We start from the raw sequence: 22,119 nt of genomic DNA, 5'->3' as shown, positions 1-22,119 counted from the left end.
CAAAAACCCCGGCATCGCTGCCGGGGTTTCGCATTTCGTATTGTGCCTGAGTGGCTGGATCAGAAATCCATGCCGCCCATGCCGCCGCCCGGGGGCATCGCGGGACCGGAGCCGCCCTTCTTGGGCAGCTCGGCGACCATGGCTTCCGTGGTGATCAGGAGAGCCGCAACCGAAGCCGCGTTCTGGATCGCCGCGCGAACCACCTTGGTCGGGTCGATGATGCCCTTCTTGACGAGATCGCCGTATTCGCCGGTCTGCGAGTCGAAGCCGTAAGCGTACGACTTGTTCTCGAGGATCTTGCCGACGATCACGGAGCCGTCTTCACCGGCGTTGATCGCGATCTGCCGAGCCGGCGCGGAGAGCGCCTTGCGCACGATCTCGACGCCGGTCTTCTGGTCGTCGTTCTTGGTGCGCAGGCCCTTGAGCTGCTCGGAGGCACGGAGCAGGGCGACGCCGCCGCCCGGGACGATGCCTTCCTCGACCGCGGCGCGGGTCGCATGCATCGCGTCATCGACGCGATCCTTGCGCTCCTTCACCTCGACCTCGGTCGCGCCGCCGACGCGGATCACCGCGACGCCGCCCGCGAGCTTGGCAAGACGCTCCTGGAGCTTCTCACGGTCGTAGTCCGAGGTGGTTTCCTCGATCTGGGCCTTGATCTGGGACACGCGCGCCTCGATGTCGGCCTTCTTGCCGGCGCCATTGACGATCGTGGTGTTCTCCTTGTCGATCATCACCTTCTTGGCGCGACCGAGCATGGCGAGCGTGACGTTCTCCATCTTGATGCCGAGATCTTCAGAGATCGCCTGACCACCGGTCAGAACCGCGATGTCCTGCAGCATGGCCTTGCGGCGATCGCCGAAGCCCGGAGCCTTGACGGCCGCGACCTTCAGACCACCGCGCAAACGGTTCACGACAAGCGTGGCCAAAGCCTCGCCTTCGACGTCTTCGGCGACGATGACCAGCGGCTTGCCGGTCTGCACCACGGCTTCGAGCAGCGGCAGCAGTTCGTTCAGGTTGGAGAGCTTCTTCTCGTTGATCAGGATGTAGGCGTCGTCGAATTCAACGCGCATCTTGTCGGCGTTGGTGACGAAGTAGGGCGAGATGTAGCCACGGTCGAACTGCATGCCTTCGACGACGTCGAGTTCGGTCTCGAGCGACTTGGCTTCTTCGACCGTGATGACGCCCTCGTTGCCGACCTTCTTCATGGCGTCGGAGAGGAACTTGCCGATTTCGGCGTCGCCGTTGGCGGAGATGGTGCCGACCTGGGCGATTTCCTCGTTCGAGGTGACCTTCTTGGAGTTCTTGACGAGGTCGGCGACCACGGCTTCCACCGCCATGTCGATACCGCGCTTGAGGTCCATCGGGTTCATGCCGGCGGCAACCGACTTGGCGCCTTCGCGCACGATCGCCTGGGCCAGCACGGTGGCGGTGGTGGTGCCGTCGCCGGCCGCGTCAGCGGACTTCGAGGCGACTTCGCGCACCATCTGCGCGCCCATGTTCTCGAACTTGTCGTCGAGCTCGATCTCCTTGGCGACGGTGACGCCGTCCTTGGTGATGCGGGGAGCGCCGAACGACTTGTCGAGGACGACGTTGCGGCCCTTCGGACCGAGCGTGACCTTCACCGCGTTGGCGAGGATGTCGACGCCGCGAAGCATCTTGTCGCGTGCATCGACGCCGAATTTGACTTCTTTAGCTGCCATCTGAATTTTTCCTTGAGAGGTTTAGCTGGGGGAGAGAGGGGCTCTTAGGCCGCCTTCTTCTTGGAAGCGGGGACGTCGAGGACGCCCATGATGTCGCTTTCCTTCATGATCAGCAGATCGACGTTGTCGATCTTGACCTCAGTGCCGGACCACTTGCCGAACAGCACGCGGTCGCCGACCTTCAGGTCGATCGGGATCAGCTTGCCTGCTTCGTCGCGGCCACCCGGGCCCACGGCGACGATCTCGCCCTGCGAGGGCTTTTCCTTGGCCGTGTCGGGAATGATGATGCCGCCAGCGGTCTTCTCTTCTGCGTCGATGCGCTTGACCACGACGCGGTCGTGAAGCGGACGGAATTTCATGCAGTTCTCCTAAGCTTTTGCACAAGTTGGGAATTTTGGGTTGTTAGCAGTCTGCGCCCGCGAGTGCTAGCACAGGCACAGCTGAGATAAGGCAGGATTTTGGCGGGAGCAAGGGCTTGTAGCAGAAAAATAGCACTCGGAAGCGCCGCCTGCCAAAATCTCTTTCCATCGTTAATCGCGCTCCGCGCCCGTATTAGCACGGAGCCGCATCTGCTGCTAACGCATTGAATTTCAACAGCTTGTTAAACTTTTGGGCTTGAGATGGATTGTCAGTTTGCGTCACATTTCACTCATGTGAGCGCATCTCCACCGGGTGGCTCGTAGGGCGTACCGGAAAGCCACCCCTTGAATATGCGCTCCTGCAAAGGAGGTTGGCATGGTCTCGCGAGTTGGGGTTGTTTCCGACGACTTCCGGAAACAGGTGCTGGGTTACGGGTTGACGACAGCCGAAATTCTCTACCGGATGCCGGATCATCGCTCGTTGCTCCAGACCTATGTCTGGCAGAACTACGACATGTTTCCGAAATTTCCGGCGCTGACGGATTTCCTGGCGTTCTGGCAGAAGAAGCTTGACGGTCCGCTGTTCTCGGTCACGGTCGCGCATTCCAAGCTGATCAAGCCGGCCGAGCTGCGCGCGGTCGACGGCGTATTCCGGCTGCATTGAAGGCGAGCGTGGTGCTGTAGGGTGGGTTACGCTGACGCTAACCCATCCTACGATTTCGCATTCCGTGCTAACCTCTCCCCTATAACAACAGGGGAGACCGCCATGGCCAAGAAAGCAAAATCGCGTAGCGCATCGCAGGCGGCGGTGAAGAAGCGAAGCGGGGCCAAACCCGCCGCACGATCGACGGCGCGCAAGGCGGTGAAGGCGAAAGCTCGCGCGACTCCGGCCAAGTCATCCGTCAAGAAACCGGCGCGGCCCAAGCAGCGCATCGCGATCAGCCATCATCGCGAGGAAGACTTCAAGGCCGACGGTTTGCGCACCTACGCGAAGTATCGCGATCTCGGCATCGCCGCTGCGAGCCACGGGCTGGCGCAAGCGCACGTGATCCGGCTGCAAGGCCCCTGCAATCCGGACGAGGTGTCGAAGCTGCACTTCCACGACGTCGAATTCCAGATGGTGTACGTGCTCAAGGGCTGGGTAAAGACCTATATGGACGGAGAGGGCGAGACGCTGATGAAAGAAGGCAGCGCCTGGACCCAGCCGCCGAAGATCAAGCACATGATCCTGGACTATTCGGACGACGTCGAACTGCTGGAGGTGATCCTGCCGGCCGAGTTCAGGACGGTGGAGTTGAAGGCGTAGGCGTGGCGGAGATCAGCCGCCGTCGTTGCAATAGCGTTTCCACATCGCGCGATAGGCATCGTCCACCGCTTGCGCGTATGAGACGGGGTTGCCGGCGGCGGCAGCCCTGATCTGTCCGGGCAGTTCGCGGCGCAACTTATCGAGGTCGCCGATCTGTGCCCCACGGCTCGCTGCGATCTCGACATAGACCTCATCGCTTTCCGCGACCCAGTCCGGCAGGCCCAACGCGGCGAGGATGGAGCCGGCAGCACGGCTCGGCAGACTGTGACCGAGCTTCGCCACTACCGGCACGCCCATCTGCAAGGCTTCCCACGTGCTGACGCCGCCATTCTGCGGGAATGGGTCGAGGCCAATATCGACGCGATTGAACGCTGCCAGATGTTCGTCTCGCGACGTGGCTCCGAGCAGATCGACGCGTTCGGCAGGCAACCGGCCAGCTGCAAACCGCGCCAGCAGATTGTCGCGGACCAGCTGAGCGTCCAGCGCAGTATCCTTGATCAGCAGTCGCGAACCCGGCACCCGCTCGAGAATCCTGGACCAGACGTCCACCGCCTCGTTCGAAATCTTGCTGATGCGGTTGAAGACACCGAATGTGATGAAGCCGTTCGCGATCGCCGGCGTCGGCGTCCGCGCAATGCCCGCTGGCAGCGGCGCCAGCGTCACAAAGCACGGCAGGTCGACGACGGTCTCCGCAAACAGATGCCGAACCGCGGCAGGAATCGCGACCGGGTCCGAGAATAGATAATCGATCGTTGGCAGCCCGGTGCCGGTGCCGTGGCCCCAGCCATGCACTTGAACTGGTGCCGGCTTGCGCGCAAACACACCGAGGCGGTTTCCGCTGGTATGGCCGGACAGATCGATCAGGATATCGACACCATCGGCGCGGATCTGGGCGGCGAGGCGATCGTCGGACCATTGCGAGGCATCGCGCCAGCGATCGGCGATCCCCTGAAATTCGCGGGTCGTCGCATCCGTTTTCGGTGAACAAGCGTAGCACACGATCTCGAACTGTGCCCGATCATGGTGCTGCAGGACCGGCTTGAAAATGAACGCCGCCGAATGTGCGTGAAAATCCGACGAGACATAACCCAGCACCAGACGGCGATCCGGATCGCGGCTGTTGTCATGTGGTCCCGCCGCTGCTGAGGCGATCTTCGCACCGATCTGCTCCCACCATACACGTCGCGCTTGCTGATGCTGCGCAACGCTGGCGTCGGCCATAAAGTCGAGGGTGAATATCTTGCTGGAGATCGTGCTCTGATCGGGCTCGATGTCGAGAGCTCTGTCGAAACTGGCGAGGGCTTCGTCGACCCGGCCAAGTGCCGCGAGACATTGGCCGAGCAGGCTGTGGGCCTGAGAGAAGCCGGGATCGGCCGCGAGAGCCTTCTCGCAATCGGACAATGCTTCGGCAACTTGCCGGGTCAGGAGCAAGATGCTGGCCCGCCAGAGCCATCCATTCGCGTCGTCAGGTGCCAGGGCGATTGCGCGATTGCAATCCGCCATGGCTTCGTCGAATCGCTGAAGCTCCCGCAAGGCAACGGCGCGGCTCGACAGCGCCGAGGCATAGTCAGGCTTGATCGACAACGCGCGGTTTAAGCTTGCGACAGCCTGGTCATAGGCGCGCAGACGGCAGAGCGCCCAACCCCGGCCGTTATGGGCTTCGGAAAGTTTTCCGTCGATTGCGAGCGCCTTGTCGTAGCTCTCGAGCGCTTCCTGGTAAAGTTCAAGGGCCGCGCTCGCGTTACCGAGATTGGACAGGGCCAAGGCGTAGTTGGGGCGGAGGGCGAGGGCCTTTCGATAGCTCTCGCGGGCCTCATTGTGACGTTTTAGCCCGTTGAATGCGACACCCAGGCTCATATGAGCTTCGGCAGATCGCGGATCCACGGCCACCGCTCGGCTCAGCAGAACTTGCGCTTGCTGATAGTTTTTGGCTTCAGCCTCCAAAGCGCCCAGCAAATGCAGCGCGATGAATTGGTTGGGTGCGAGCTCCAGGAGTTCGCGATAGGCCCTCTTTGCCTCGCGAAGAAGTCCCGCTTTGTGCAGCTGGAGGGCGCGCGCGAGCAACGGCCCTACGTCGGCTTTTTGCCGTTTCTGAAGCCGGGAATTTTGAAATGCACGCTGGCCGACGCTGTCGCTCATGAATCAATTCCACCCGAATCTCCTGAAGAGATTAACATGGAAGGATTGTCGCGATTGCGCTGCGCTCCATCGGAGCTACGAGGGCGCCAGCCTCGCACAAGCCTCGCCGCGGATTGACCCGCTACCGCTCGAGATAGCCCAATTCCGTGCTCATGACCTTGCGAGCATATTCGCTGAAGGCATCGATCAACCGGGCGCGAGCGGCATAAGGTGGATAGAGCAGTGCGATCGTAACGGGGACCGCCGGGTTGAAGGGGCGCGTGGTCAGAGCCGCGCCAGAGCTTTCGTCATGCGCGGCAATCGGGTTGATAATGCTGATGCCAAGGCCCGCCGCGACCAGGGCGCAGACCGATGCGCCCAGATCGGTCTCCGCAACAATGCGGCGCGTGACGCCGGCCTGCGCGAAGATCGTATCGATGCGATCGTAGAGTGGACTCCCCGTGGCGAAGGAAATGAAGGCCTCGTCGGCGAAATCGGCAGGGCGCAGCGTCTTCTTCTGTGCAAGACGATGCGTCTTCGGCATGATCGCGACGCAACGCGTCTTGAGCACCGGCTCGACATGCACCCCCGCAACCTCGCCGTAGAGCATTGCCAATCCGGTGTCGCAAAGCCCGGAACTGACCCAGTCGTGCACGGCGCTCGCCGTGCCGGATCGGATCGAGATCATCACATGCGGATAGTCCACCTTGAAGCGTGCCGCGATGCGTGTCAGCAGGCCGCCGGCCAGGCGCGGCATCGCCGCAACACTTAACCGACCCATACCGAACGAGCGGATGCTGGCTGCGCTGGCCTCCAGTCCCGCCAGGCCGATGAAAGTCTTCTCGACCTCCTGGAAAAAGCGCGATCCGTCCACGGTGGGACGGAGGCGGCCGCCGCTGCGGTCGAACAGCGGGAACTGCGTGATCGCCTCCAGCTGTCCGATCAGGCGGCTGATCTGGGGTTGCGAGGTATGCATGCGCTGAGCCGCCTGCGTCATCGATCCCGTCACGAAGACCGCCCGAAAAGCCTCCACATGCTTCAGGCCCATCCGTCTGCTGGCCATATCAAATCCGTATAGGAGAGTATGAAACTGGAATTTCATCAGATCGGGCTTTTGGACGATAGTCCAGAGCACGGAGCTGTTTGCACGGAGCTGTCCTGGGTTTGCTCACCCACCGTGGACGGCGTCACCGGCATTCGCAACAAGAGAGGGACATATGAAAGCGACGATGATCAAGGCACTGGCCGCGGCGACCGTCGCTGGTGTTCTTCTTTCCAGCGAGGCCATGGCCCAGGGTGCGGGCAGGCTGGACAAGATCCGTGAGAGCGGCTCGATCACATTGGGGTACCCCGAGACCTCGGTGCCCTTCGCCTATCTCGACGGCAACCAGAAGCCGATCGGTTACACCGTGGAAATCTGTGAACAGGTGGTGCAGGCGATCAAGACGGCCCTCAAGCTTCCCAAGCTCGAGGTTCGCTACAACCCCATAACCTCGGCGACACGTATTCAGCTGCTCGCCAACGGCACGATCGATCTCGAATGCGGCAACACGACCAATAATGTCGAGCGGCATAAACTCGTTGCCTTTGCTCCCACCACCTTCGTTGCGCAGGTCGTCCTCGTCGCGCGCAAGGATGGCGGGGTCGATGTCAACGACCCGGCTTCGTTTCGCGGCAAGGCCATCGCCGCCCAAGCCGGCGGCCAGACTTTCAAGGTGATTACGCTGATCAACGCCAAGAACAATCTCAGCATCACGGTGGTGCCGGCCAAGGACACCGCCGAGACCTTCTTGTTGGTATCGACGGGCCGGGTGGCCGGCACCGCCAACGATGACGGTCTCGCCTATGCCACGGTTGCCTCGTCCAGAACGCCGGATGACTTCCTGATCGGTAGCAAGAGCCTCGAGACGGCGCCCTATGGTATCGTCCAACCCAAGGATGATCCTGCTTTCAAGAAGATGGTCGACGATGCCGTGATCGACCTGATGAAGAGCGGGCAGATTGCGGCGCTCTACGACAAATATTTCAATTCACCGATTCCACCGCATGGCCTCAACCTGAAATTCCCGATGAGCGCCGCCCTCAAGCGGGCGCTGGCCAACCCGACCGATTCCGGCGACCCGGCAGTCTACGAATGACGCGACAAGCGCTCTAGAGGTCTCGCAATGGCACATCAACACGACACGAGTCCGGCGGGCGCCGGGTTGCCACCCATCGACCTGCGCAGCGATACCGTCACCAAGCCGACCGAGGCGATGTATGCCCGCATGGCCTCTGCGCCGCTCGGCGATGACGGGCTGGACGGTGACCCCACGGTGCAGGAGCTGGAGGCCGTCGCGGCTGCGGCGTTGGGCAAGGATGCCGGCCTGTTTGTGCCGAGCTGCACAATGGCCAATCTGCTGGCGACGCTGGCGCAGTCGCAGCGCAGCGAACAGATCGTGCTGGAATCGAATGCCCATATGTACACCTCGGAACGAGGGGCGGCGACGTTTACGGGGCAGTTCTACCTCGCCATTGCCGGCACCGCCGGCGCAATGGATCTAAATTTGCTGGAGGACGCCCTGCAGGGCGAGGGGCTCAAGCTCGGGACCGCTCTTGTCGCAATGGAAACCTCGCACAACAACGCGAGCGGCGCCGTATTGCCGCTGGATCATATGCAGGCCGTGCACGCTATGGCCTCGGCCCGCGGTGTCCCGGTGCATCTCGACGGTGCGCGGCTGTTCAACGCCGCCGTCGCCCTTGAAACGGCGCCGGCCGAAATTGCGAGACATTGCGACACGGTTTCTCTGTGTTTGTCGAAGGGCCTGAGCGCACCCGCCGGTGCCGTGCTCGCCGGGCCACGCGCAGTGATCGACAGCAGCCGCAGGTTTCGCCGCATGCTGGGAGGCACGCAGCGTCAGATCGGCGTCCTGGCCGCGGCCGGCCTGGAGGCGGTTCAGGTCATGGGGACGCGTCTGGCGGACGATCACCGGCGTGCGCGGGTCCTGAGTGATGCGTTGAACGGGATGCATCCAAAGATCAGCGCGACAATCCCGCAGACGAATATCGTGCAGATTGATGTCTCTCTCTCCGGGCGCGACAGCGCCGTGTGGTCGGGGGCTCTGGAGAGGGAGGGCCTGAGGGCGAGGCCCTGGGGCAGGCGTCGATTGCGCTGCGTGACCCATCGCCATATCGATGATGCGGATATTGATCGCGCGGTCATGGCATTTCGCACCGTGGCCGCAGCTTTGGCTTAGAGCATCCGTCAGCGTGAACGAACCGAACGCGGTTTCTCAACCGTGCGAAGCCAGGCTCATGTTTCGTGTTTATAGATTCCAAGGCTTAGGCGCTCGACTCTCTCCGCCGTCATTGCGAGGAGCCCTTGCGACGAAGCAATCCAGACTGTTTCCAAAGATGCATTTCTGGATTGCTTCGCTGCGCTAGCAATGACGAGCGGAGAGAGCCTAGGCCAGCACACCCACCACCGCTCCCATCAGACACGTTGTCAGCGTCCCCGACACGATCGACTTCAGCCCGAGCGCGTTGATTTCTTCGCGCCGTTCCGGCGCCATCACGCCGAGCCCGCCGATCATGATGCCGAGGCTGGCGAAATTGGCGAAGCCGCACATCGCATAGAGCATGATCAGGCGCGAGCGCGGATCGAGCGTGCCGGGCGGCAGCTTCGAGAAGTCGACATAGGCGATCAGCTCGTTCAGGACGGTTTTCGTGCCCATCAGGCTGCCGGCGGTGATCGCCTGGTCCCACGGCAATCCCATCAGCCAGCATACCGGCGCCATCACGAGGCCGAGCAGGCGCTGCAACGAGATCGCGGCGCCGCCGATATCCGGCAGCAGGCCGAGGATCGCATTGACGAGATAGACCAGCGCCACCAGCACCAGCAGCATGGCGACGATGTTGATCAGCAGCTCGATCCCGGCGCCGGTCCCTTTCACGATCGCATCCATCGTGCCTGAGACCTCCATCTCGGGAGCCTCCAGCGCGCCGCCGGTGTGCTTGTCCGATGTCTCGGGCACCATGATGAGGCTAACCAGGATCGCGGCCGGCGCGCCCAGCACCGACGCGATGACGAAATGCGCGGCTGCGTCGGGAATGAGGGGAGCAAGCAGCGTCGCATACAGCACCAGCACCGTGCCGGCGATGCCGGCCATGCCGCCGGTCATCACCAGGAACAACTCGCTGCGGGTCATCTGCGCGAGATAAGGCCGCACGAACAGCGGCGCCTCGACCATGCCGAGAAAGATGTTGGCGGCGGTCGAGAGCCCGACCGCGCCGCCGACGCCGAGCGTCCGCTCCAGCAGCCAGGCCATGCCGCGCACGACCGGCGGCAGCATGCGCCAATAGAACAAGAGCGTCGTCAGCACGCTCATGACCAGCACGATCGGCAGCGCCTGGAATGCTAGGACGAAATCGGCACCCGGTGCTTTCAGATCGAAGGGCAGGGGACCGCCGCCGACATAGCCGAACACGAAAGAGGAGCCGGCGCGCGAGGCCGCCGAGATCGCGCCCACGGCGTCGTTGATAGCACCGAAGGCGCGCGCGACGACAGGCACCTTCAGGAGAACGATCGCGGTGACGAAGGTGGCGACGAGGCCGATCGCCGCCTGGCGCAGCGAGGCCGCGCGGCGGTTCTCGCTCAGGACCAAGGCGATCAACAGCAATGCGAAAACGCCGAGTGCCGATTGCAGCCGCAGCATGATGTCCCCAAACCCCGATGATTATGGCCACCCCTGCGTTGCAAACGCAATGCCGGGAGATTGTCGGAGCGTCCCGCTGTTGACAAGCAGGTCCGCGTCAGCCACGCGGAGCACGTCGACATCAGGAGCCGGATAGTCCGAGGGTGACCGAACAGGCGATGCCAGACCAGCCAATATCGGGAAACCCGCCGGTCAGTGCCCGCGCGCTCCTCTCCCATCGCGCCTTCCTGTTCTTTCTGCTCTCGCGCAGCCTGTCGCGTTTCTCCAGCCAGATTGCGGCGGTCGCGATCGGCTGGCAGATCTACGATCTCACCGGCTCGGCCTTCGACCTCGGCATGGTCGGCCTCGTGCAATTCCTGCCCACGGCGCTGTTGGTGTTCGTCGCCGGCCATGCCGCCGACCGCTACGAGCGCAAGCGCGTGGTCCAGCTCTGCCAGCTCGTGGAAGCCGCGACCGCGCTCTATCTCGGCGTCATCACCTATCTCGGCCTGGTCAGCGAAGTTCAGATTTTCGTGGCGACCTTCGTGCTGGGCATTGCCGGGGCCTTCGAAAGTCCGACCACTGCTGCGCTGCTGCCGGCGATCGCGCCGCAGGGCTCGCTCCAGCGCGCCACCGCCGTCTCCAGCGGAGCGGCGCAGGTCGCGACTATTACGGGGCCGGCGCTCGGCGGTTTTGCCTACGCGGTTGCGCCGCATCTCGCCTACGCGGTGATGGTTCTGTTCTGGATCTTCGGGATGATTCTGACCGGCTTCATCCGGCCGCGCCCGCAGGCGATCGCCAAGGATATCGCGGGCGCCGACAATATCTTCGCCGGCGTCCGCTTCATCCGCAGCAATCCGGCGATCCTCGGCACCATCTCGCTCGATCTGTTCGCGGTGCTGTTCGGCGGCGTCACCGCGCTTCTGCCGATCTATGCCCGCGACATCCTCCAGACCGGTCCGATGGGGCTCGGGATCCTGCGCGCCGCGCCTGCGGTCGGCGCGTTGCTGATGACCATGGTGCTGGCCCGTCACGCCATTTCGCGGCACGTGGGCCTGCGCATGTTTCAGGCCGTGATCGTGTTCGGCGTCGCAACAATCGTGTTCGCTTTGTCGTCCTGGATGTGGCTGTCGGTGCTCGCGCTCGCCGTTCTCGGCGCGGCCGATACGATCAGCGTCGTGATCCGCTTCTCGCTGGTGCAGCTCGCGACCCCCGACGAGATGCGCGGTCGGGTCGGTGCGGTGAACTTCCTCTTCATCAACGCCTCGAACCAGCTCGGCCAGTTCGAGAGCGGGGTCGCCGCCGCATTGTTTGGCGCCATGCCGGCAGCCGTGCTGGGCGGCGTCTGCACGGTCGCGGTGGCGCTGTTGTGGATGAAGCTGTTCCCGAGCCTGCGGCAGGTGGAAAGCTTGGAGTAGGAGCTCGCTCGTTCTCTCCCCGTCATTGCGAGGAGCCCGCGACAAAATTGCGAAGCAATTTTGCGCTGGTGCGACGAAGCAATCCAGAATCTTGCCACAGTGGTAGTCTGGATTGCTTCGCTGCGCTCGCAATGACGATTGTTGAAGCAGTGCGGAGATTTAGCCGACTTCACGTCCGCTTGCGGAGCGAGGCCGCAACCCCATGCCGCCTACTGTGCATGGGGTTGTTTTCGCGTTTTTTATTCAGCCCCGTCCCACGAACGGCATCTTGGTTGCCATGACGGTCATGGTCAGCACGTTGGCATCGAGCGGCAGGCCGGCCATGTAGGCGACGGCGTCGCCCACCGCTTTCGCGTCCATGCGCGGCTCCTGCTTCGACGTGCCGTCGGGCTGCAGCACGCCGGGACCGTTGACCATGCGGTCGGTCATGGGCGTTGCGGCATTGCCGATGTCAACCTGGCCGACCGCGATGTCGTACATGCGGCCATCGAGGTTGGAGGCCTTGGTCAGGCCGGTGATGGCGTGCTTGGTCGAGGTGTAGGCGGCCGAGAACGGCCGCGGCGCATGCGCCGAGATCGAGCCGTTGTTGATGATGCGGCCGCCGCGGGGGGTCTGGTCCTTCATGATGCGGAAGGCGTGCTGGGTGCACAGGAACGGGCCGGTGAGGTTGGTGTTCACCACCGCCTGCCACTGCTCGAGGCTGAGATCCTCGAAGTTCACCGGCGGCGCGCCCATGCCGGCATTGTTGAAGAGCACGTCGAGCCGGCCGTAGGTGGCCTTGACCTTGTCAAACAGCGCGGCAATCGAGTCCGGCTTGGTCATGTCGGCGGTGACGCAGAGGCTTTTCCCCGCGGGGCCGAGCTTGGCCGTCTCCTCGAGCATGTCGGGCCGGCGCCCGACCAGCACCACGGTGAAGCCTGTGTTCATCAGGGCCAGCGACGCCGCGCGCCCGACTCCGGTGCCGGCGCCCGTCACCACTGCGATCTTTTTCGCTTCACTCATCGTTTCCTGCCTTTTCTCTTGAGCTGTCAGGTTTTGGATTCTTTTTCGTTCTTGTAGGGCGGCCGCGGAATGTTCTGATGCGCGGCGCGCAAGGCCGCCGACCAGCGCGAGCGCAAATCGTGGAAATAGGGTTCGCCCGCCTCGATGCGGTGATTGAGATCGGCCTCGCAGGCGTCGGCGCGCACCACCAGCACGTCGATCGGCAGGCCGACGCCGAGATTCGATCGCATGGTCGAATCCATCGAGATCAGCCCGGTCTTCAGCGCCTCGTAGAGTTCGACGTCGTAATGCATGGCGCGGTCGAGCACCGGCTTGCCGTATTTGTGCTCGCCGATCTGCAAATAGGGCGTGTCGGTGGTGCATTCGATGAAATTGCCGGCGGTGTAGACCATGAACAGTCGCATGCGCGCGCCGTTGATCTGGCCGCCGAACAGGAAGGACACATCGAACGACACGTCCTCTGATTTGAGCGCCGGGCCTTCGGTCGCGTGCACGGCCCGGATCGCCCGGCCGATGCGCTGGGCGGCCTGGAACATGGTCGGCGCGTTCATCAGCGTCTCGATCTCACCCGTGTTGGGGTCTTCGAGGCCCTCGGTCAGCGTCGAGAGCACCGATTGGCTGATCGCGAGGTTGCCGGCGCTGGCGATCGCCATGATGCGGTCGCCGGGCTTGGAGAAGATGTGGAGCTTGCGGAAGGTCGAGACGTTGTCGAGGCCGGCATTGGTGCGGGTGTCGGCGATCATCACCAGACCGTCCCGAACCAGAATTCCGCAACAATAGGTCATTTCCAGTCCCCGAACGCGTTTGCGCGGAATTACTAGCCAATTTCAAGGGCCGCTCCAACCCCCGATTGCCGAGGGGCGGCAGGGTGGAGCTGTGCGCGGGCGAGGGGCTTGCTTGGCGCGGTTCAGCTCTGCCGCTGGGACTGCGATTGCGACTGGCCGCCGCGGCCGGCCTGCTCGACCTTGACCGTCACCGACAGCGTCTCCGCGCCGCCGCCATAGCGGGTGCCGCGCACGGGGGCTGCGCCGAGATAATCGAGCCCGATCGCGACGCGGACATGGGCGTCGGTGGCGCAGATGCTGTTGGCGGGATCGAAGCCGACCCAGCCGAGACCGTCGACATAGGCCTCTGCCCAGGCATGGCCCGCGTCCTGATGCACCGTGCCGTCGGAGCGCAGAAAATGGCCGGAGACGAAGCGCGCCGGCACGCCGCCGCTGCGGGCGCAGGCGATGAAGATGTGCGCGTAGTCCTGGCAGACGCCGCGCTTGAGCGTGAACGCTTCCGCCGCCGACGTGCCGCTGTTGGTCGGGTCCTCGTCGAACGTCATGTGATCGCTGATTTGCGTCATCAGCGTGTGCAGGAAGCCGAGCGTGTCGCTCTCGGCCTCGCTGCGCAGCTGGCGCGCGACCGCATGCATCGCCGGATTGACTGTGGTGAGGTCGGTGGCGCGCAAGAACATGCCGGCCGGAAAGCGCTCATCGGCGCCGCGGAGAACGCCGCCGGTGTCGTGGGTCTCGATCAGGCCCTCGGCGGTGATCTTGATGTCGCCGACCGGTCCGCAGGACAGGACATGGGTGACGTTGCCGAACGCGTCCTCGTGGGTGTCGAGCTTGGTGTCGGTCGACACGTCGATCTGCCACTCCGCAACATATTGCCCGTCATGGCTGCCGGGCGTCATGCGCAGGATCTGGATCACGCTCGTGGCCTGCGGCTCGTAGCGATAGGTGGTGGTGTGCAGGATTCGCAGGCGCATGGTGGACCGTTGTTGTCGCGTCATCGATCCGGGCTAGCCCTGCGGGCGTCCCCGGAATGACAGCAGTATCAGATCAAATACTGCTTCGTGATGATTTCGCCCAGTCTGGAATTGTCCGAGATGAATTCCTGAATGAATTCATGCACGCCATGCTGGAAAATGTCGTTCATATTGCTGTGTTCCAGCCGGTTGCGGATGCCGCGGGCATGGCGTTGGGCCGGGCCCTGGCGGCCATAGGCGACCCCGATCTGATCGAGATTGCGCACCAGATTGCCGTAGCAGCTTGCGAGCGAACGCGGCAGCGAATCGTTGAGGATGAGCAAATCCGCGATCAGCCAGGGTTTCAGTGTTTCGCGATAGACCCAGTGATAGGCCGTCAGTGCCGAAACCGAGCGCAGGATCGAGGTCCACTGGTAGAAATCGAGCGGGCCGCCGACATGCTCCTCCTCGGGCAGCAGCACATGGTATTTCACGTCGAGAATGCGCGCGGTGTTGTCGGCGCGTTCGAGATGCAGGCCCATCCGCGAGAACCAGTACGCGTCGTTGCGCAACATGGTCCGGTAGGCCGAGCCGTCGAAGCGCAGCGAGGTTTCCTGCACGAAGCGCAGGAACTTTGCGAGATCCTCGCGCGTTGAGGTCCCTCTGCTCCAGACCTCCTGCAATTCGATCCAGGCCGAGTTGATGGTGTCCCACATCTCGCTCGTCAGCGCTGTGCGCACCGAGCGCGAATTCAGCCGCGCCGCCTCGATGCAATTCCTGATCGACGACGGATTGTCCGCCGAGAACGAGAGATAATCGACGACGTTGTGCTCGTTGGCTTCTTCGTACTGCTGATAGAAGCTTGCGGCGACGCCGGCGGTCAAGAGCGCCGAGTCCCATTCGTTGGTCTTGCCGATATAGGCGGCGGGAAGCGCGGTGACGCGCAGCGTCGCATCGATGGTGCGCGCGAGATACTCGGCCCGTTCGACGTAGCGGGCGAGCCAATAGAGGTTTTCGGCGGTACGCGACAGCATCTCTCTACTCGTCCAGGATCCAGGTATCTTTGGTACCGCCGCCCTGGCTCGAATTCACCACCAGGGAGCCTTCCTTCAGGGCAACGCGTGTCAACCCGCCGGGCACGATCGTGGTGCTCTTGCTGCCGGTGAGCACGAACGGCCGCAGGTCGACGTGGCGCGGCGCCAGGCCGGATGCCGTGCAGGTCGGGCAGGTCGAGAGCGCCAGCGTCGGCTGCGCAATGAAGCCCTCGGGCTCGCGCTTGAGCTTTTCGCGGAAAGCCTCGATCGTCGCCTTGGTCGCGGCAGGACCAATCAGCATGCCGTAGCCGCCGGAGCCGTGCACCTCCTTCACGACGAGTTCGCTCAGATGGTCCAGCACATAGGCGAGATCCTTCGGCTCGCGGCAGCGCCAGGTCTGCACGTTTTTCAGAATCGGCTCCTCGCCGAGATAGAATTTTACGATGTCCGGCATGTAGGAGTAGATCGCCTTGTCGTCGGCGATGCCGGTGCCGACGGCGTTGGCAAGCGTGATGTTGCCGGCCGCATAGGCCGACATCAGCCCGGGCACCCCGAGCGCGGAGTCGGGCCGGAAGGTGAGGGGATCGAGGTAGTCGTCGTCGACGCGGCGGTAGATCACGTCGACCCGTTTCACGCCCTCGGTCGTCCGCATGAACACTTCGTTGTTCTTGACGATGAGGTCGCGGCCCTCGACCAGCTCGATACCTAGCTTGTCGGCGAGGAAGGAGTGCTCGTAATAGGCCGAGTTGTAGACGCCCGGCGTGAGCAATGCGACGGTCGGTTCGCCGGAGGCGCTTTGCGGCGCCACCGAGCGCAAGGCGGATAGCAGCTCGTCCGGATAGCGTTCGACCGGCGCCACCCTGTGGCGGGCGAACAGGTCCGGAAACAGCCGCATCATGATCTCGCGGTTTTCCAGCATGTAGGACACCCCGGAGGGCGTGCGTGCATTGTCCTCCAGCACGATGAAGTCCTCGGCATCGACCCGGACGATGTCGATGCCGGCGATGTGCACGTAGACGTCGTGCGGCACCTGCTGACCGTTCATCTCCGGGCGGAAGACCGGGTTCTGAAAGATGAGGTCGTCGGGCACGATCTCGGCGCGGAGGATGTCGCGGCCGTGATAGATGTCGCGCAGGAACATGTTGAGCGCGCGCACGCGCTGCTTCAGGCCCTTCTCCAGCAGCGACCATTCCTTGCCGGACATGATCCGCGGGATCACGTCGAAGGGGATCAGGCGCTCCGTCGACTCGGAGTCCCCATAGACCGCGAAGGTAATGCCGATGCGGCGGAACAGGAGCTCGGCCTCCTGGCGGCGATATTCGAGCGCCTCGGGAGGCGTCTCCTTGAGCCAGCGCGCCAGCTCCTGATAGGCGGGGCGAAGGTCCCCACTGGGAATGTTCATTTCATCAAACGCGACTGCCATAGATCCCGACTTGTCTCCGCAAGGCGTTGCGCCATTCGACAGGCCGCGAGGCCTTGGTGAAGACCGCAACGTCCTGGCCATGCGGCAAGAGTGCATGACTTTCATGCGGTAGCAAGGGCCGGGCCAGCGCGATAAGCATGGGGAGAGGACATTTGCCGGGGATGGCCGGCGGCTTGCCTGAAAAAATGGCTGAGGACTGCTTATTTCGGCAGCAAAAGCGCGTGACTTCAACGCGTTACCTCGGCAAAGTCGGGCCGACAGGTGAGGGACTTGAGGTATGAGCGAGATCGTCACGGCGGGTATTCTGGTTATTGGGGACGAAATCCTGTCCGGCCGGACCAAGGACAAGAACATCGGCTTCATCGCCGAATACCTGACCAATATCGGCATCGACCTGAAGGAGGTCCGGGTTGTCTCCGACGACGAGCCCGACATCATTGCCGCGTTGGATGCACTGCGGCATCGCTACACCTATGTCTTCACCACCGGCGGCATCGGGCCGACCCATGACGACATCACCGCTGATAGTGTCGCCAAGGCGTTCGGCGTCGGGATCGACCATCACCCGGAGGTGGTCGCCCGTTTCCGCGAGCGCTGGAGCGAGCAGGACCTCAACGAGGCCCGCCTGCGCATGGCCCGCATTCCCGATGGTGCCGAGCTGATCCAGAGCGCCACCATCCTCGCCCCCGGGTTCAAGATCGGCAATGTCATCGTGATGGCGGGCGTGCCCTCGATCATGCAGGCGATGATGGACATCGTCTCGCCCAAGCTGAAATCGGGCGTGCGCATGCTCTCCGAATCGGTCCGCGCCAATGCGCGGGAAGGCGACATCGGCAGCCCGCTGCGGGCGATTGCCGCCCAACATCCCGACACCATCATCGGCAGCTATCCCTTCATGGATGAAGAGCAGAAGCCGAACACCAATCTGGTGGTGCGCTCGCGCGATGCGAACAAGCTCGCAGCCGCAATGGCGGCGGTGAAGGAAATGCTGGCGGGATTGAACATCACCCGCTAGCAACCTAGCTGCCGGCAGACGAAGCAGGAGACGACGATGGCTGGTGAAGCACCGGAATTAAGTGCGGAGGAACGGGCGGGCCGCCCCTTTCCGGTCTCGTGGGACCAGTTCCACCGGGATTGCCGGGCACTGACCTGGCGGCTCAATGAGGTTGGTCCGTTTCATGCGGTGATCGCGATCACCCGCGGCGGCCTTGTGCCGGCCGCTATCGTGGCCCGCGAGCTTGGCGTGCGCGTGATCGATACGGTCTGCATCGCCAGCTACGACCACGACAAGCAGGGCGACCTCAAAGTGCTGAAGGGCATTTCCGAAGACGTGATGAAGCTCGGCGGCGGCACCGGCAAGGGGCTTTTGATCGTCGACGACCTCGTGGATACCGGCAAGACCGGCAAGCTGGTGCGCGCGATGCTCCCCGACGCGCATTTCGCCACCGTCTACGCCAAGCCGAAGGGACGTCCCCTGGTCGATACCTTCATCACGGAAGTCTCGCAGGACACCTGGATCTTCTTCCCCTGGGACACCGCGCTGTCCTATCACCCGCCGCTTCGCGACGGAGCGGCGTGATTATCGCCGTCATTGCGAGCGCAGCGAAGCAATCCAGAAATGTGTCCGCGGAAACAGTCTGGATTGCTTCGTCGCTTCGCTCCTCGCAATGACGGGCGGAGGCGACCATGCCCCTGCAAAACCGCGTCACGCCGACCGGCGAGATCATCGCGATGCCGCACCGCGGCCTGTTCACCGGTAACCGCGGCATCATCCATGATCCCGCGACCAAGACGCTATTGAAAAAGCGCTGGTCGTCGCCGGCTTGGATCGTTTGCCTGTGTGAATTCCGCGGCTGGCGGCGGCCGGTTATGGCGCGACGGAGCTGGACCGAGCTGTTCTTTCTTGACGAAGCCACGGCCTTTGCCGCAGGCCACCGTCCCTGCTTCTTCTGCCGCCGCGATGATGCCAAGCGCTTTCGCGTTGCATGGGAGACGGGCAACAGTGCAAGCGGCATCAGCGCCAAGGCGATGGATGCCGTACTGCATCGGGAACGGCTCGATCGCGGCAAGAAACGGCTGCATGCGCTGCCGAGGCCGCTCGTGGAATTGCCGGACGGCGCGATGGTCCAACAGGGCGATGATTGCTTCCTCGTCGCGCAGGGCAGGACGCTGCTGTGGTCACCCGCGGGCTACGCCCCGCATAGCAGCGCCCTCGATCACCCGCTGTTGCTGACGCCGCCTTCCACCTTGCGCGCGATCATCGCTGGATATCAGCCTGTGCTGCATCCGACCGCACGCAGCTAGCGCAGCGGCTTGCCGTCTTCATCCGCACTTGTCCGCGCATCGCGCAACGCCCATTCGTGGATCACTTGGCGGCAGCGTGTCAGCTCGGCTTCGCTGGCGGCATTCGCATCCCTCGATGGCCGCTCCACCATCGCCTCGCAGGTGAGGAGCACCGAGCGATCCTCACCGCGCGCCGGCAGCGCGATCGCCGCAAGCGTCGCAATAACGAAAGCGGATCGGTCACAGCCTTAACCCAGCTTCTCGCGTGCCAGCGCGGCACCGGCCCCGAGCGCCATCAGCTTGGCTTCGGCGATCTCGCGCCGCATCGGCGCCATGCCGCAGTTGGTGGTGGCGATGATGTTGCTCTTGGGCACGAATTTCGACACTGCGTCGATCACCTGCACGACATCCTCGGCGGTCTCGACCGTGTCGCTGGCGACGTCGATCACGCCGGCCTGCACGATCTTGGACTTGAGCAGCGCGAGCAGGCCGAGCGGTACCTTCGAGTTGCGGCACTCGATCGCGACCTGCTGGATCGGGCTGGCGTCGATCGCGGGAAAGATCTGCTCGTACTGCCGCCATTGCGCGCCGAGCGTTTCCTTCCAGTCGGTGTTGGCCTTGATGCCGTAGCCGTAGCAGATGTGCACGGCGGTGGCGCAGGTCAGGCCCTGCGCGGCGCGCTCCAGCGCCTTGATGCCCCAGTCGTTGACCTCGTCCATGTAGACGTTGAACGCGGGCTCGTCGAACTGCACGAGATCGACGCCGTCGGCCTGCAGCGCCTTGGCTTCCTCGTTCAGGAGTTCGGCGAACGCAAATGCCATCTTGACGCGGTCGCCATAGTAGCGATCGGCAATGGTGTCGATGATGGTCATCGGGCCGGGCAGGGTGAACTTGAGCTTCTTCCTCGTGTGCGCGCGGGCGACGCGCGCCTCGTCGGCGTGGACGCGGCTCTTCAGCCGGAGCGGGGCGACGACCTGCGGCACCATCGCCTTGTAGCGATCCTTGCGGATGCCCATTTCGACCTTGTGGGCGAAGTCGATGCCCTCGATCTTCTCCAGGAAACCGTGGACGAAATGCTGCCGGGCCTGCTCGCCCTCGGTGACGATGTCGATGCCGGCATCCTCCTGGACTTTGACGGCAAGCATCGTCGCATCGCGCTTGGCGCGGACAAGCTCCTCGCCCTGCGACTTCCAGGGCGCCCAGAGCATGTTGGGCTCGGCGAGCCATTCCGGCTTCGGCAAGGAGCCGGCGATCGTGGTTGGAAACAGCATGGCGGCCCTCACGGCGGGTTATGATTGCGCCCCTTCCTGCCATGTCTTAACGTCGAGGTACAGAACAACAAAAGTCGCCTTGAAACCGGCGGCGCCGGACCGGAAACGCCATGATCGAATTCTTCTTCGACTGTTCCAGCCCCTGGACCTATCTCGCCTTCCACAACATCCAGCCGCTGGCCAGGGAGGTTGGCGCGGAGATCGTCTGGCGGCCGATCCTGGTGGGCGGCATCTTCAATACGGTCAACCCAAGTGTCTATGCGCAGCGTGAGACACCGGTGCCGTTGAAGGCGCGCTACATGAAAAAGGACCTTGCCGACTGGTCGCGCTCGGCCGGTCTCGCGATCAAGATGCCGCCGACGGTATTTCCGGTGAACAGCGTGAAAGCGATGCGCGGCTGCATCTGGCTCGGACAGGACTCGGTGCCTTTCGCCACGGCGGTGTTCGAGACCTATTGGGGCGAGGACAAGGACATTTCGCAGGACGCGGTGCTCGCCGAGATCTGCAGGAAGGTGGGCGTCGACGAGCAGAAATTCTTCGCGGGCATTTCGGGGCAGGGGATCAAGGATCAGCTCAAGGCCAACACCGAAGAAGTCGTCGCTCGCGGCGGCTTTGGCTCGCCGACGATCTTCGTCGGCAAGACCGACATGTATTTCGGCAATGACCGCCTGCCGTTGATCCGCGAGGCGCTGCTGCGCGGCAAGGCGAGCGCGGCCTGATGGTGCGGGCTGTCGTCTGCCGCGCGCTCGGCGCGCCCGAAAAATTGCAGCTTGAAGAGTTTCCGTCGCGCGACCTGAAGCCGGACGAAGTCCGCGTCGCGATCCGTGCCGCCGGCCTGAATTTTCCCGACGTGCTGATGGCGGCCGGCGAATACCAGCTCAAGCCGGAGCTGCCGTTCACGCCGGGCGTGGAGGCAGCCGGCGACGTGACCGAGGTCGGCGCGGGCGCGAGCGGCGTCGCCGTCGGCGACAAGGTCATCGTCAAGATGCGGCACGGCGCTTTCACGGATGAAGCCGTGGTGATCCCGTCGCAGCTCACGCCGATGCCATCGACGTTCGACTATGCGGAAGCCGCGACCTATCTCGCCGGGCACGGCACCGCCTATCACGCGCTGATCGACCGCGGCCGGCTCGAGCCGGGCGAGGTGCTGCTGGTGCATGGCGCCGGCGGGGGCGTGGGTCTTGCTGCCGTCGAGATCGGCAAGATGCTGGGTGCGACCGTGATCGCGACGGCGTCCAGCGACGAAAAGCTCGCGATCGCCAAGATGCGGGGCGCCGATCATCTCGTGCGCTACGACCGCGAGCCGTTTCGTGATGCCGTCAAACGGATCACCGACGGTCGCGGTGCCGACGTCGTGTTCGATCCCGTCGGCGGCGAAGTGTTCGAGAATTCGATGCGTTGCATCGCCTGGGGCGCACGGCTGCTGGTGATCGGCTTCACCGGCGGCATCGGCTCGGCGAAAACCAATCTCCTGCTGATCAAGGGTGCCAGCGTGCTCGGCGTGCGAGCGGGCGAAGCGGTACGGAAAAATCCCGCGCTCGGCGAGAGCAGGCTGAAGGCGTTGCTCCAATGGGCCGAAGAGGGCAAGCTCCGGCCTAACGTCTCGCACCGCCTGCCGCTGCAGGAGGTTGCGAAGGCGATGCGGCTGTTGCTCGACCGCAAGGCGATCGGGCGCGTGGCGTTGTTGATGGAGTGACGGTGTCGTAGGGTGGGCAAAGGCGCGTGAGCGCCGTGCCCACCATTTATCGGCAGCCGTGACAAGAATGGTAGGCACGCTTCGCTTTGCGCACCCTACGA

Annotated in this window: 22 protein-coding genes; 10 read left to right on the top strand and 12 right to left on the bottom strand. The window is 63.5% G+C overall.

The genetic code is table 11. From position 1 onward, the window contains the following. Window positions 1-59 precede the first annotated feature (59 nt). Together groL and IVB48_RS13210 are read right to left on the bottom strand one after the other, a co-directional pair. Window positions 60-1,700: a chaperonin GroEL gene (groL, locus tag IVB48_RS13215; RefSeq protein WP_027567746.1), complete on the bottom strand. Its 1,641-nt coding sequence runs from the start codon at window positions 1,698-1,700 to the stop codon at window positions 60-62. Between the two features lie 44 nt (window positions 1,701-1,744). Continuing rightward, window positions 1,745-2,059, bottom strand: a complete 315-nt coding sequence (locus IVB48_RS13210; RefSeq protein ID WP_027518760.1) for a co-chaperone GroES — start codon at window positions 2,057-2,059, stop codon at window positions 1,745-1,747. Window positions 2,060-2,435: 376 nt separating this feature from the next. On the opposite strand from IVB48_RS13210, the gene IVB48_RS13205 reads away from it, so the two are divergent. Together IVB48_RS13205 and IVB48_RS13200 are read left to right on the top strand one after the other, a co-directional pair. Beyond that, complete coding sequence (locus IVB48_RS13205; RefSeq protein WP_007602477.1) at window positions 2,436-2,723, top strand: usg protein; 288 nt, start codon at window positions 2,436-2,438, stop codon at window positions 2,721-2,723. A 102-nt stretch (window positions 2,724-2,825) separates the two neighbouring features. Beyond that, window positions 2,826-3,365, top strand: a complete 540-nt coding sequence (locus IVB48_RS13200) for a cupin domain-containing protein (RefSeq protein WP_247400310.1) — start codon at window positions 2,826-2,828, stop codon at window positions 3,363-3,365. Window positions 3,366-3,377: 12 nt separating this feature from the next. On the opposite strand, the gene IVB48_RS13195 is transcribed toward IVB48_RS13200, so the two are convergent. After that, window positions 3,378-5,504: a tetratricopeptide repeat protein gene (locus IVB48_RS13195; RefSeq protein WP_247400309.1), complete on the bottom strand. Its 2,127-nt coding sequence runs from the start codon at window positions 5,502-5,504 to the stop codon at window positions 3,378-3,380. A 121-nt stretch (window positions 5,505-5,625) separates the two neighbouring features. Next, entirely contained in the window at window positions 5,626-6,546 is a 921-nt protein-coding gene (locus tag IVB48_RS13190) for a LysR substrate-binding domain-containing protein (protein ID WP_247400308.1), read from the bottom strand. Between the two features lie 154 nt (window positions 6,547-6,700). Between IVB48_RS13190 and IVB48_RS13185 the strand changes: the two genes are divergently transcribed. After that, window positions 6,701-7,621: an amino acid ABC transporter substrate-binding protein gene (locus IVB48_RS13185; protein ID WP_247287187.1), complete on the top strand. Its 921-nt coding sequence runs from the start codon at window positions 6,701-6,703 to the stop codon at window positions 7,619-7,621. 27 nt (window positions 7,622-7,648) lie between these two features. Further along, window positions 7,649-8,719 (top strand): GntG family PLP-dependent aldolase, encoded by a 1,071-nt coding sequence (locus IVB48_RS13180; RefSeq protein ID WP_247287186.1) that lies wholly within the window; start codon window positions 7,649-7,651, stop codon window positions 8,717-8,719. A gap of 207 nt (window positions 8,720-8,926) precedes the next feature. Here IVB48_RS13180 and IVB48_RS13175 read toward each other — a convergent pair whose 3' ends face one another. Next, window positions 8,927-10,177, bottom strand: coding sequence for a nucleoside transporter C-terminal domain-containing protein (locus IVB48_RS13175; RefSeq protein WP_247287185.1), 1,251 nt, complete (start codon window positions 10,175-10,177; stop codon window positions 8,927-8,929). Between the two features lie 158 nt (window positions 10,178-10,335). Between IVB48_RS13175 and IVB48_RS13170 the strand changes: the two genes are divergently transcribed. Beyond that, window positions 10,336-11,574: an MFS transporter gene (locus IVB48_RS13170; RefSeq protein WP_035961439.1), complete on the top strand. Its 1,239-nt coding sequence runs from the start codon at window positions 10,336-10,338 to the stop codon at window positions 11,572-11,574. 243 nt (window positions 11,575-11,817) lie between these two features. Here IVB48_RS13170 and IVB48_RS13165 read toward each other — a convergent pair whose 3' ends face one another. The 5 genes from IVB48_RS13165 to IVB48_RS13145 form a co-directional block, all read right to left on the bottom strand. Further along, window positions 11,818-12,576 (bottom strand): SDR family oxidoreductase, encoded by a 759-nt coding sequence (locus IVB48_RS13165; protein WP_027567754.1) that lies wholly within the window; start codon window positions 12,574-12,576, stop codon window positions 11,818-11,820. 26 nt (window positions 12,577-12,602) lie between these two features. Continuing rightward, window positions 12,603-13,361: a proteasome-type protease gene (locus IVB48_RS13160; protein WP_027567755.1), complete on the bottom strand. Its 759-nt coding sequence runs from the start codon at window positions 13,359-13,361 to the stop codon at window positions 12,603-12,605. Between the two features lie 122 nt (window positions 13,362-13,483). Beyond that, entirely contained in the window at window positions 13,484-14,332 is an 849-nt protein-coding gene (locus tag IVB48_RS13155) for a transglutaminase family protein (protein WP_247362284.1), read from the bottom strand. 68 nt (window positions 14,333-14,400) lie between these two features. Continuing rightward, window positions 14,401-15,345, bottom strand: a complete 945-nt coding sequence (locus IVB48_RS13150) for an alpha-E domain-containing protein (protein WP_027567757.1) — start codon at window positions 15,343-15,345, stop codon at window positions 14,401-14,403. A gap of 4 nt (window positions 15,346-15,349) precedes the next feature. Further along, complete coding sequence (locus IVB48_RS13145; protein WP_247400307.1) at window positions 15,350-16,768, bottom strand: circularly permuted type 2 ATP-grasp protein; 1,419 nt, start codon at window positions 16,766-16,768, stop codon at window positions 15,350-15,352. Window positions 16,769-17,045: 277 nt separating this feature from the next. On the opposite strand from IVB48_RS13145, the gene IVB48_RS13140 reads away from it, so the two are divergent. The 3 genes from IVB48_RS13140 (at window position 17,046) to IVB48_RS13130 (ending at window position 19,072) form a co-directional block, all read left to right on the top strand. Next, window positions 17,046-17,783 (top strand): molybdopterin-binding protein, encoded by a 738-nt coding sequence (locus tag IVB48_RS13140; RefSeq protein WP_247400306.1) that lies wholly within the window; start codon window positions 17,046-17,048, stop codon window positions 17,781-17,783. A 36-nt stretch (window positions 17,784-17,819) separates the two neighbouring features. Continuing rightward, window positions 17,820-18,347 (top strand): xanthine phosphoribosyltransferase, encoded by a 528-nt coding sequence (gene gpt, locus IVB48_RS13135; RefSeq protein ID WP_007602504.1) that lies wholly within the window; start codon window positions 17,820-17,822, stop codon window positions 18,345-18,347. A 107-nt stretch (window positions 18,348-18,454) separates the two neighbouring features. Continuing rightward, window positions 18,455-19,072, top strand: a complete 618-nt coding sequence (locus IVB48_RS13130) for a hypothetical protein (protein ID WP_247400305.1) — start codon at window positions 18,455-18,457, stop codon at window positions 19,070-19,072. Here the strand turns inward: IVB48_RS13130 and IVB48_RS13125 are convergent. Continuing rightward, window positions 19,069-19,224, bottom strand: coding sequence for a hypothetical protein (locus IVB48_RS13125; protein ID WP_247400303.1), 156 nt, complete (start codon window positions 19,222-19,224; stop codon window positions 19,069-19,071). The two genes, IVB48_RS13130 and IVB48_RS13125, sit on opposite strands and share 4 nt — an antisense overlap. A gap of 75 nt (window positions 19,225-19,299) precedes the next feature. Then, a complete protein-coding gene (locus IVB48_RS13120) occupies window positions 19,300-20,322 on the bottom strand; it encodes a methionine synthase (protein WP_247400301.1) in 1,023 nt (340 codons plus the stop codon). Window positions 20,323-20,432: 110 nt separating this feature from the next. Between IVB48_RS13120 and IVB48_RS13115 the strand changes: the two genes are divergently transcribed. After that, window positions 20,433-21,041, top strand: coding sequence for a 2-hydroxychromene-2-carboxylate isomerase (locus IVB48_RS13115; protein ID WP_247362275.1), 609 nt, complete (start codon window positions 20,433-20,435; stop codon window positions 21,039-21,041). Beyond that, the gene (locus tag IVB48_RS13110) at window positions 21,041-22,018 is read left to right on the top strand and encodes an NADPH:quinone oxidoreductase family protein (RefSeq protein ID WP_247400300.1); all 978 of its coding nucleotides are present in this window, start codon (window positions 21,041-21,043) and stop codon (window positions 22,016-22,018) included. The genes IVB48_RS13115 and IVB48_RS13110 overlap by 1 nt, the downstream gene beginning before the upstream one ends. Window positions 22,019-22,119 lie beyond the last annotated feature (101 nt).

The organism is Bradyrhizobium sp. 76 (assembly GCF_023073025.1).
Taxonomy (GTDB): domain Bacteria; phylum Pseudomonadota; class Alphaproteobacteria; order Rhizobiales; family Xanthobacteraceae; genus Bradyrhizobium.
Note: the sequence above shows the minus strand (reverse complement) of the source record. Positions and strands in the feature narration are given on the sequence as shown.

What these genes read in the sequence shown, in the direction of transcription:
- IVB48_RS13140 (WP_247400306.1), top strand. Translation starts at nt 17,046, where the DNA reads ATGAGCGAGATCGTCACGGCGGGTATTCTGGTTATTGGGGACGAAATC.
- IVB48_RS13185 (WP_247287187.1), top strand. Translation starts at nt 6,701, where the DNA reads ATGAAAGCGACGATGATCAAGGCACTGGCCGCGGCGACCGTCGCTGGT.
- IVB48_RS13210 (WP_027518760.1), bottom strand. Translation starts at nt 2,059, where the DNA reads ATGAAATTCCGTCCGCTTCACGACCGCGTCGTGGTCAAGCGCATCGAC.
- groL (WP_027567746.1), bottom strand. Translation starts at nt 1,700, where the DNA reads ATGGCAGCTAAAGAAGTCAAATTCGGCGTCGATGCACGCGACAAGATG.
- IVB48_RS13120 (WP_247400301.1), bottom strand. Translation starts at nt 20,322, where the DNA reads ATGCTGTTTCCAACCACGATCGCCGGCTCCTTGCCGAAGCCGGAATGG.
- IVB48_RS13115 (WP_247362275.1), top strand. Translation starts at nt 20,433, where the DNA reads ATGATCGAATTCTTCTTCGACTGTTCCAGCCCCTGGACCTATCTCGCC.
- IVB48_RS13200 (WP_247400310.1), top strand. Translation starts at nt 2,826, where the DNA reads ATGGCCAAGAAAGCAAAATCGCGTAGCGCATCGCAGGCGGCGGTGAAG.
- IVB48_RS13170 (WP_035961439.1), top strand. Translation starts at nt 10,336, where the DNA reads ATGCCAGACCAGCCAATATCGGGAAACCCGCCGGTCAGTGCCCGCGCG.
- IVB48_RS13155 (WP_247362284.1), bottom strand. Translation starts at nt 14,332, where the DNA reads ATGCGCCTGCGAATCCTGCACACCACCACCTATCGCTACGAGCCGCAG.
- IVB48_RS13145 (WP_247400307.1), bottom strand. Translation starts at nt 16,768, where the DNA reads ATGGCAGTCGCGTTTGATGAAATGAACATTCCCAGTGGGGACCTTCGC.
- IVB48_RS13165 (WP_027567754.1), bottom strand. Translation starts at nt 12,576, where the DNA reads ATGAGTGAAGCGAAAAAGATCGCAGTGGTGACGGGCGCCGGCACCGGA.
- IVB48_RS13175 (WP_247287185.1), bottom strand. Translation starts at nt 10,177, where the DNA reads ATGCTGCGGCTGCAATCGGCACTCGGCGTTTTCGCATTGCTGTTGATC.
- IVB48_RS13180 (WP_247287186.1), top strand. Translation starts at nt 7,649, where the DNA reads ATGGCACATCAACACGACACGAGTCCGGCGGGCGCCGGGTTGCCACCC.
- IVB48_RS13130 (WP_247400305.1), top strand. Translation starts at nt 18,455, where the DNA reads ATGCCCCTGCAAAACCGCGTCACGCCGACCGGCGAGATCATCGCGATG.
- IVB48_RS13190 (WP_247400308.1), bottom strand. Translation starts at nt 6,546, where the DNA reads ATGGCCAGCAGACGGATGGGCCTGAAGCATGTGGAGGCTTTTCGGGCG.
- gpt (WP_007602504.1), top strand. Translation starts at nt 17,820, where the DNA reads ATGGCTGGTGAAGCACCGGAATTAAGTGCGGAGGAACGGGCGGGCCGC.
- IVB48_RS13195 (WP_247400309.1), bottom strand. Translation starts at nt 5,504, where the DNA reads ATGAGCGACAGCGTCGGCCAGCGTGCATTTCAAAATTCCCGGCTTCAG.
- IVB48_RS13110 (WP_247400300.1), top strand. Translation starts at nt 21,041, where the DNA reads ATGGTGCGGGCTGTCGTCTGCCGCGCGCTCGGCGCGCCCGAAAAATTG.
- IVB48_RS13150 (WP_027567757.1), bottom strand. Translation starts at nt 15,345, where the DNA reads ATGCTGTCGCGTACCGCCGAAAACCTCTATTGGCTCGCCCGCTACGTC.
- IVB48_RS13160 (WP_027567755.1), bottom strand. Translation starts at nt 13,361, where the DNA reads ATGACCTATTGTTGCGGAATTCTGGTTCGGGACGGTCTGGTGATGATC.
- IVB48_RS13205 (WP_007602477.1), top strand. Translation starts at nt 2,436, where the DNA reads ATGGTCTCGCGAGTTGGGGTTGTTTCCGACGACTTCCGGAAACAGGTG.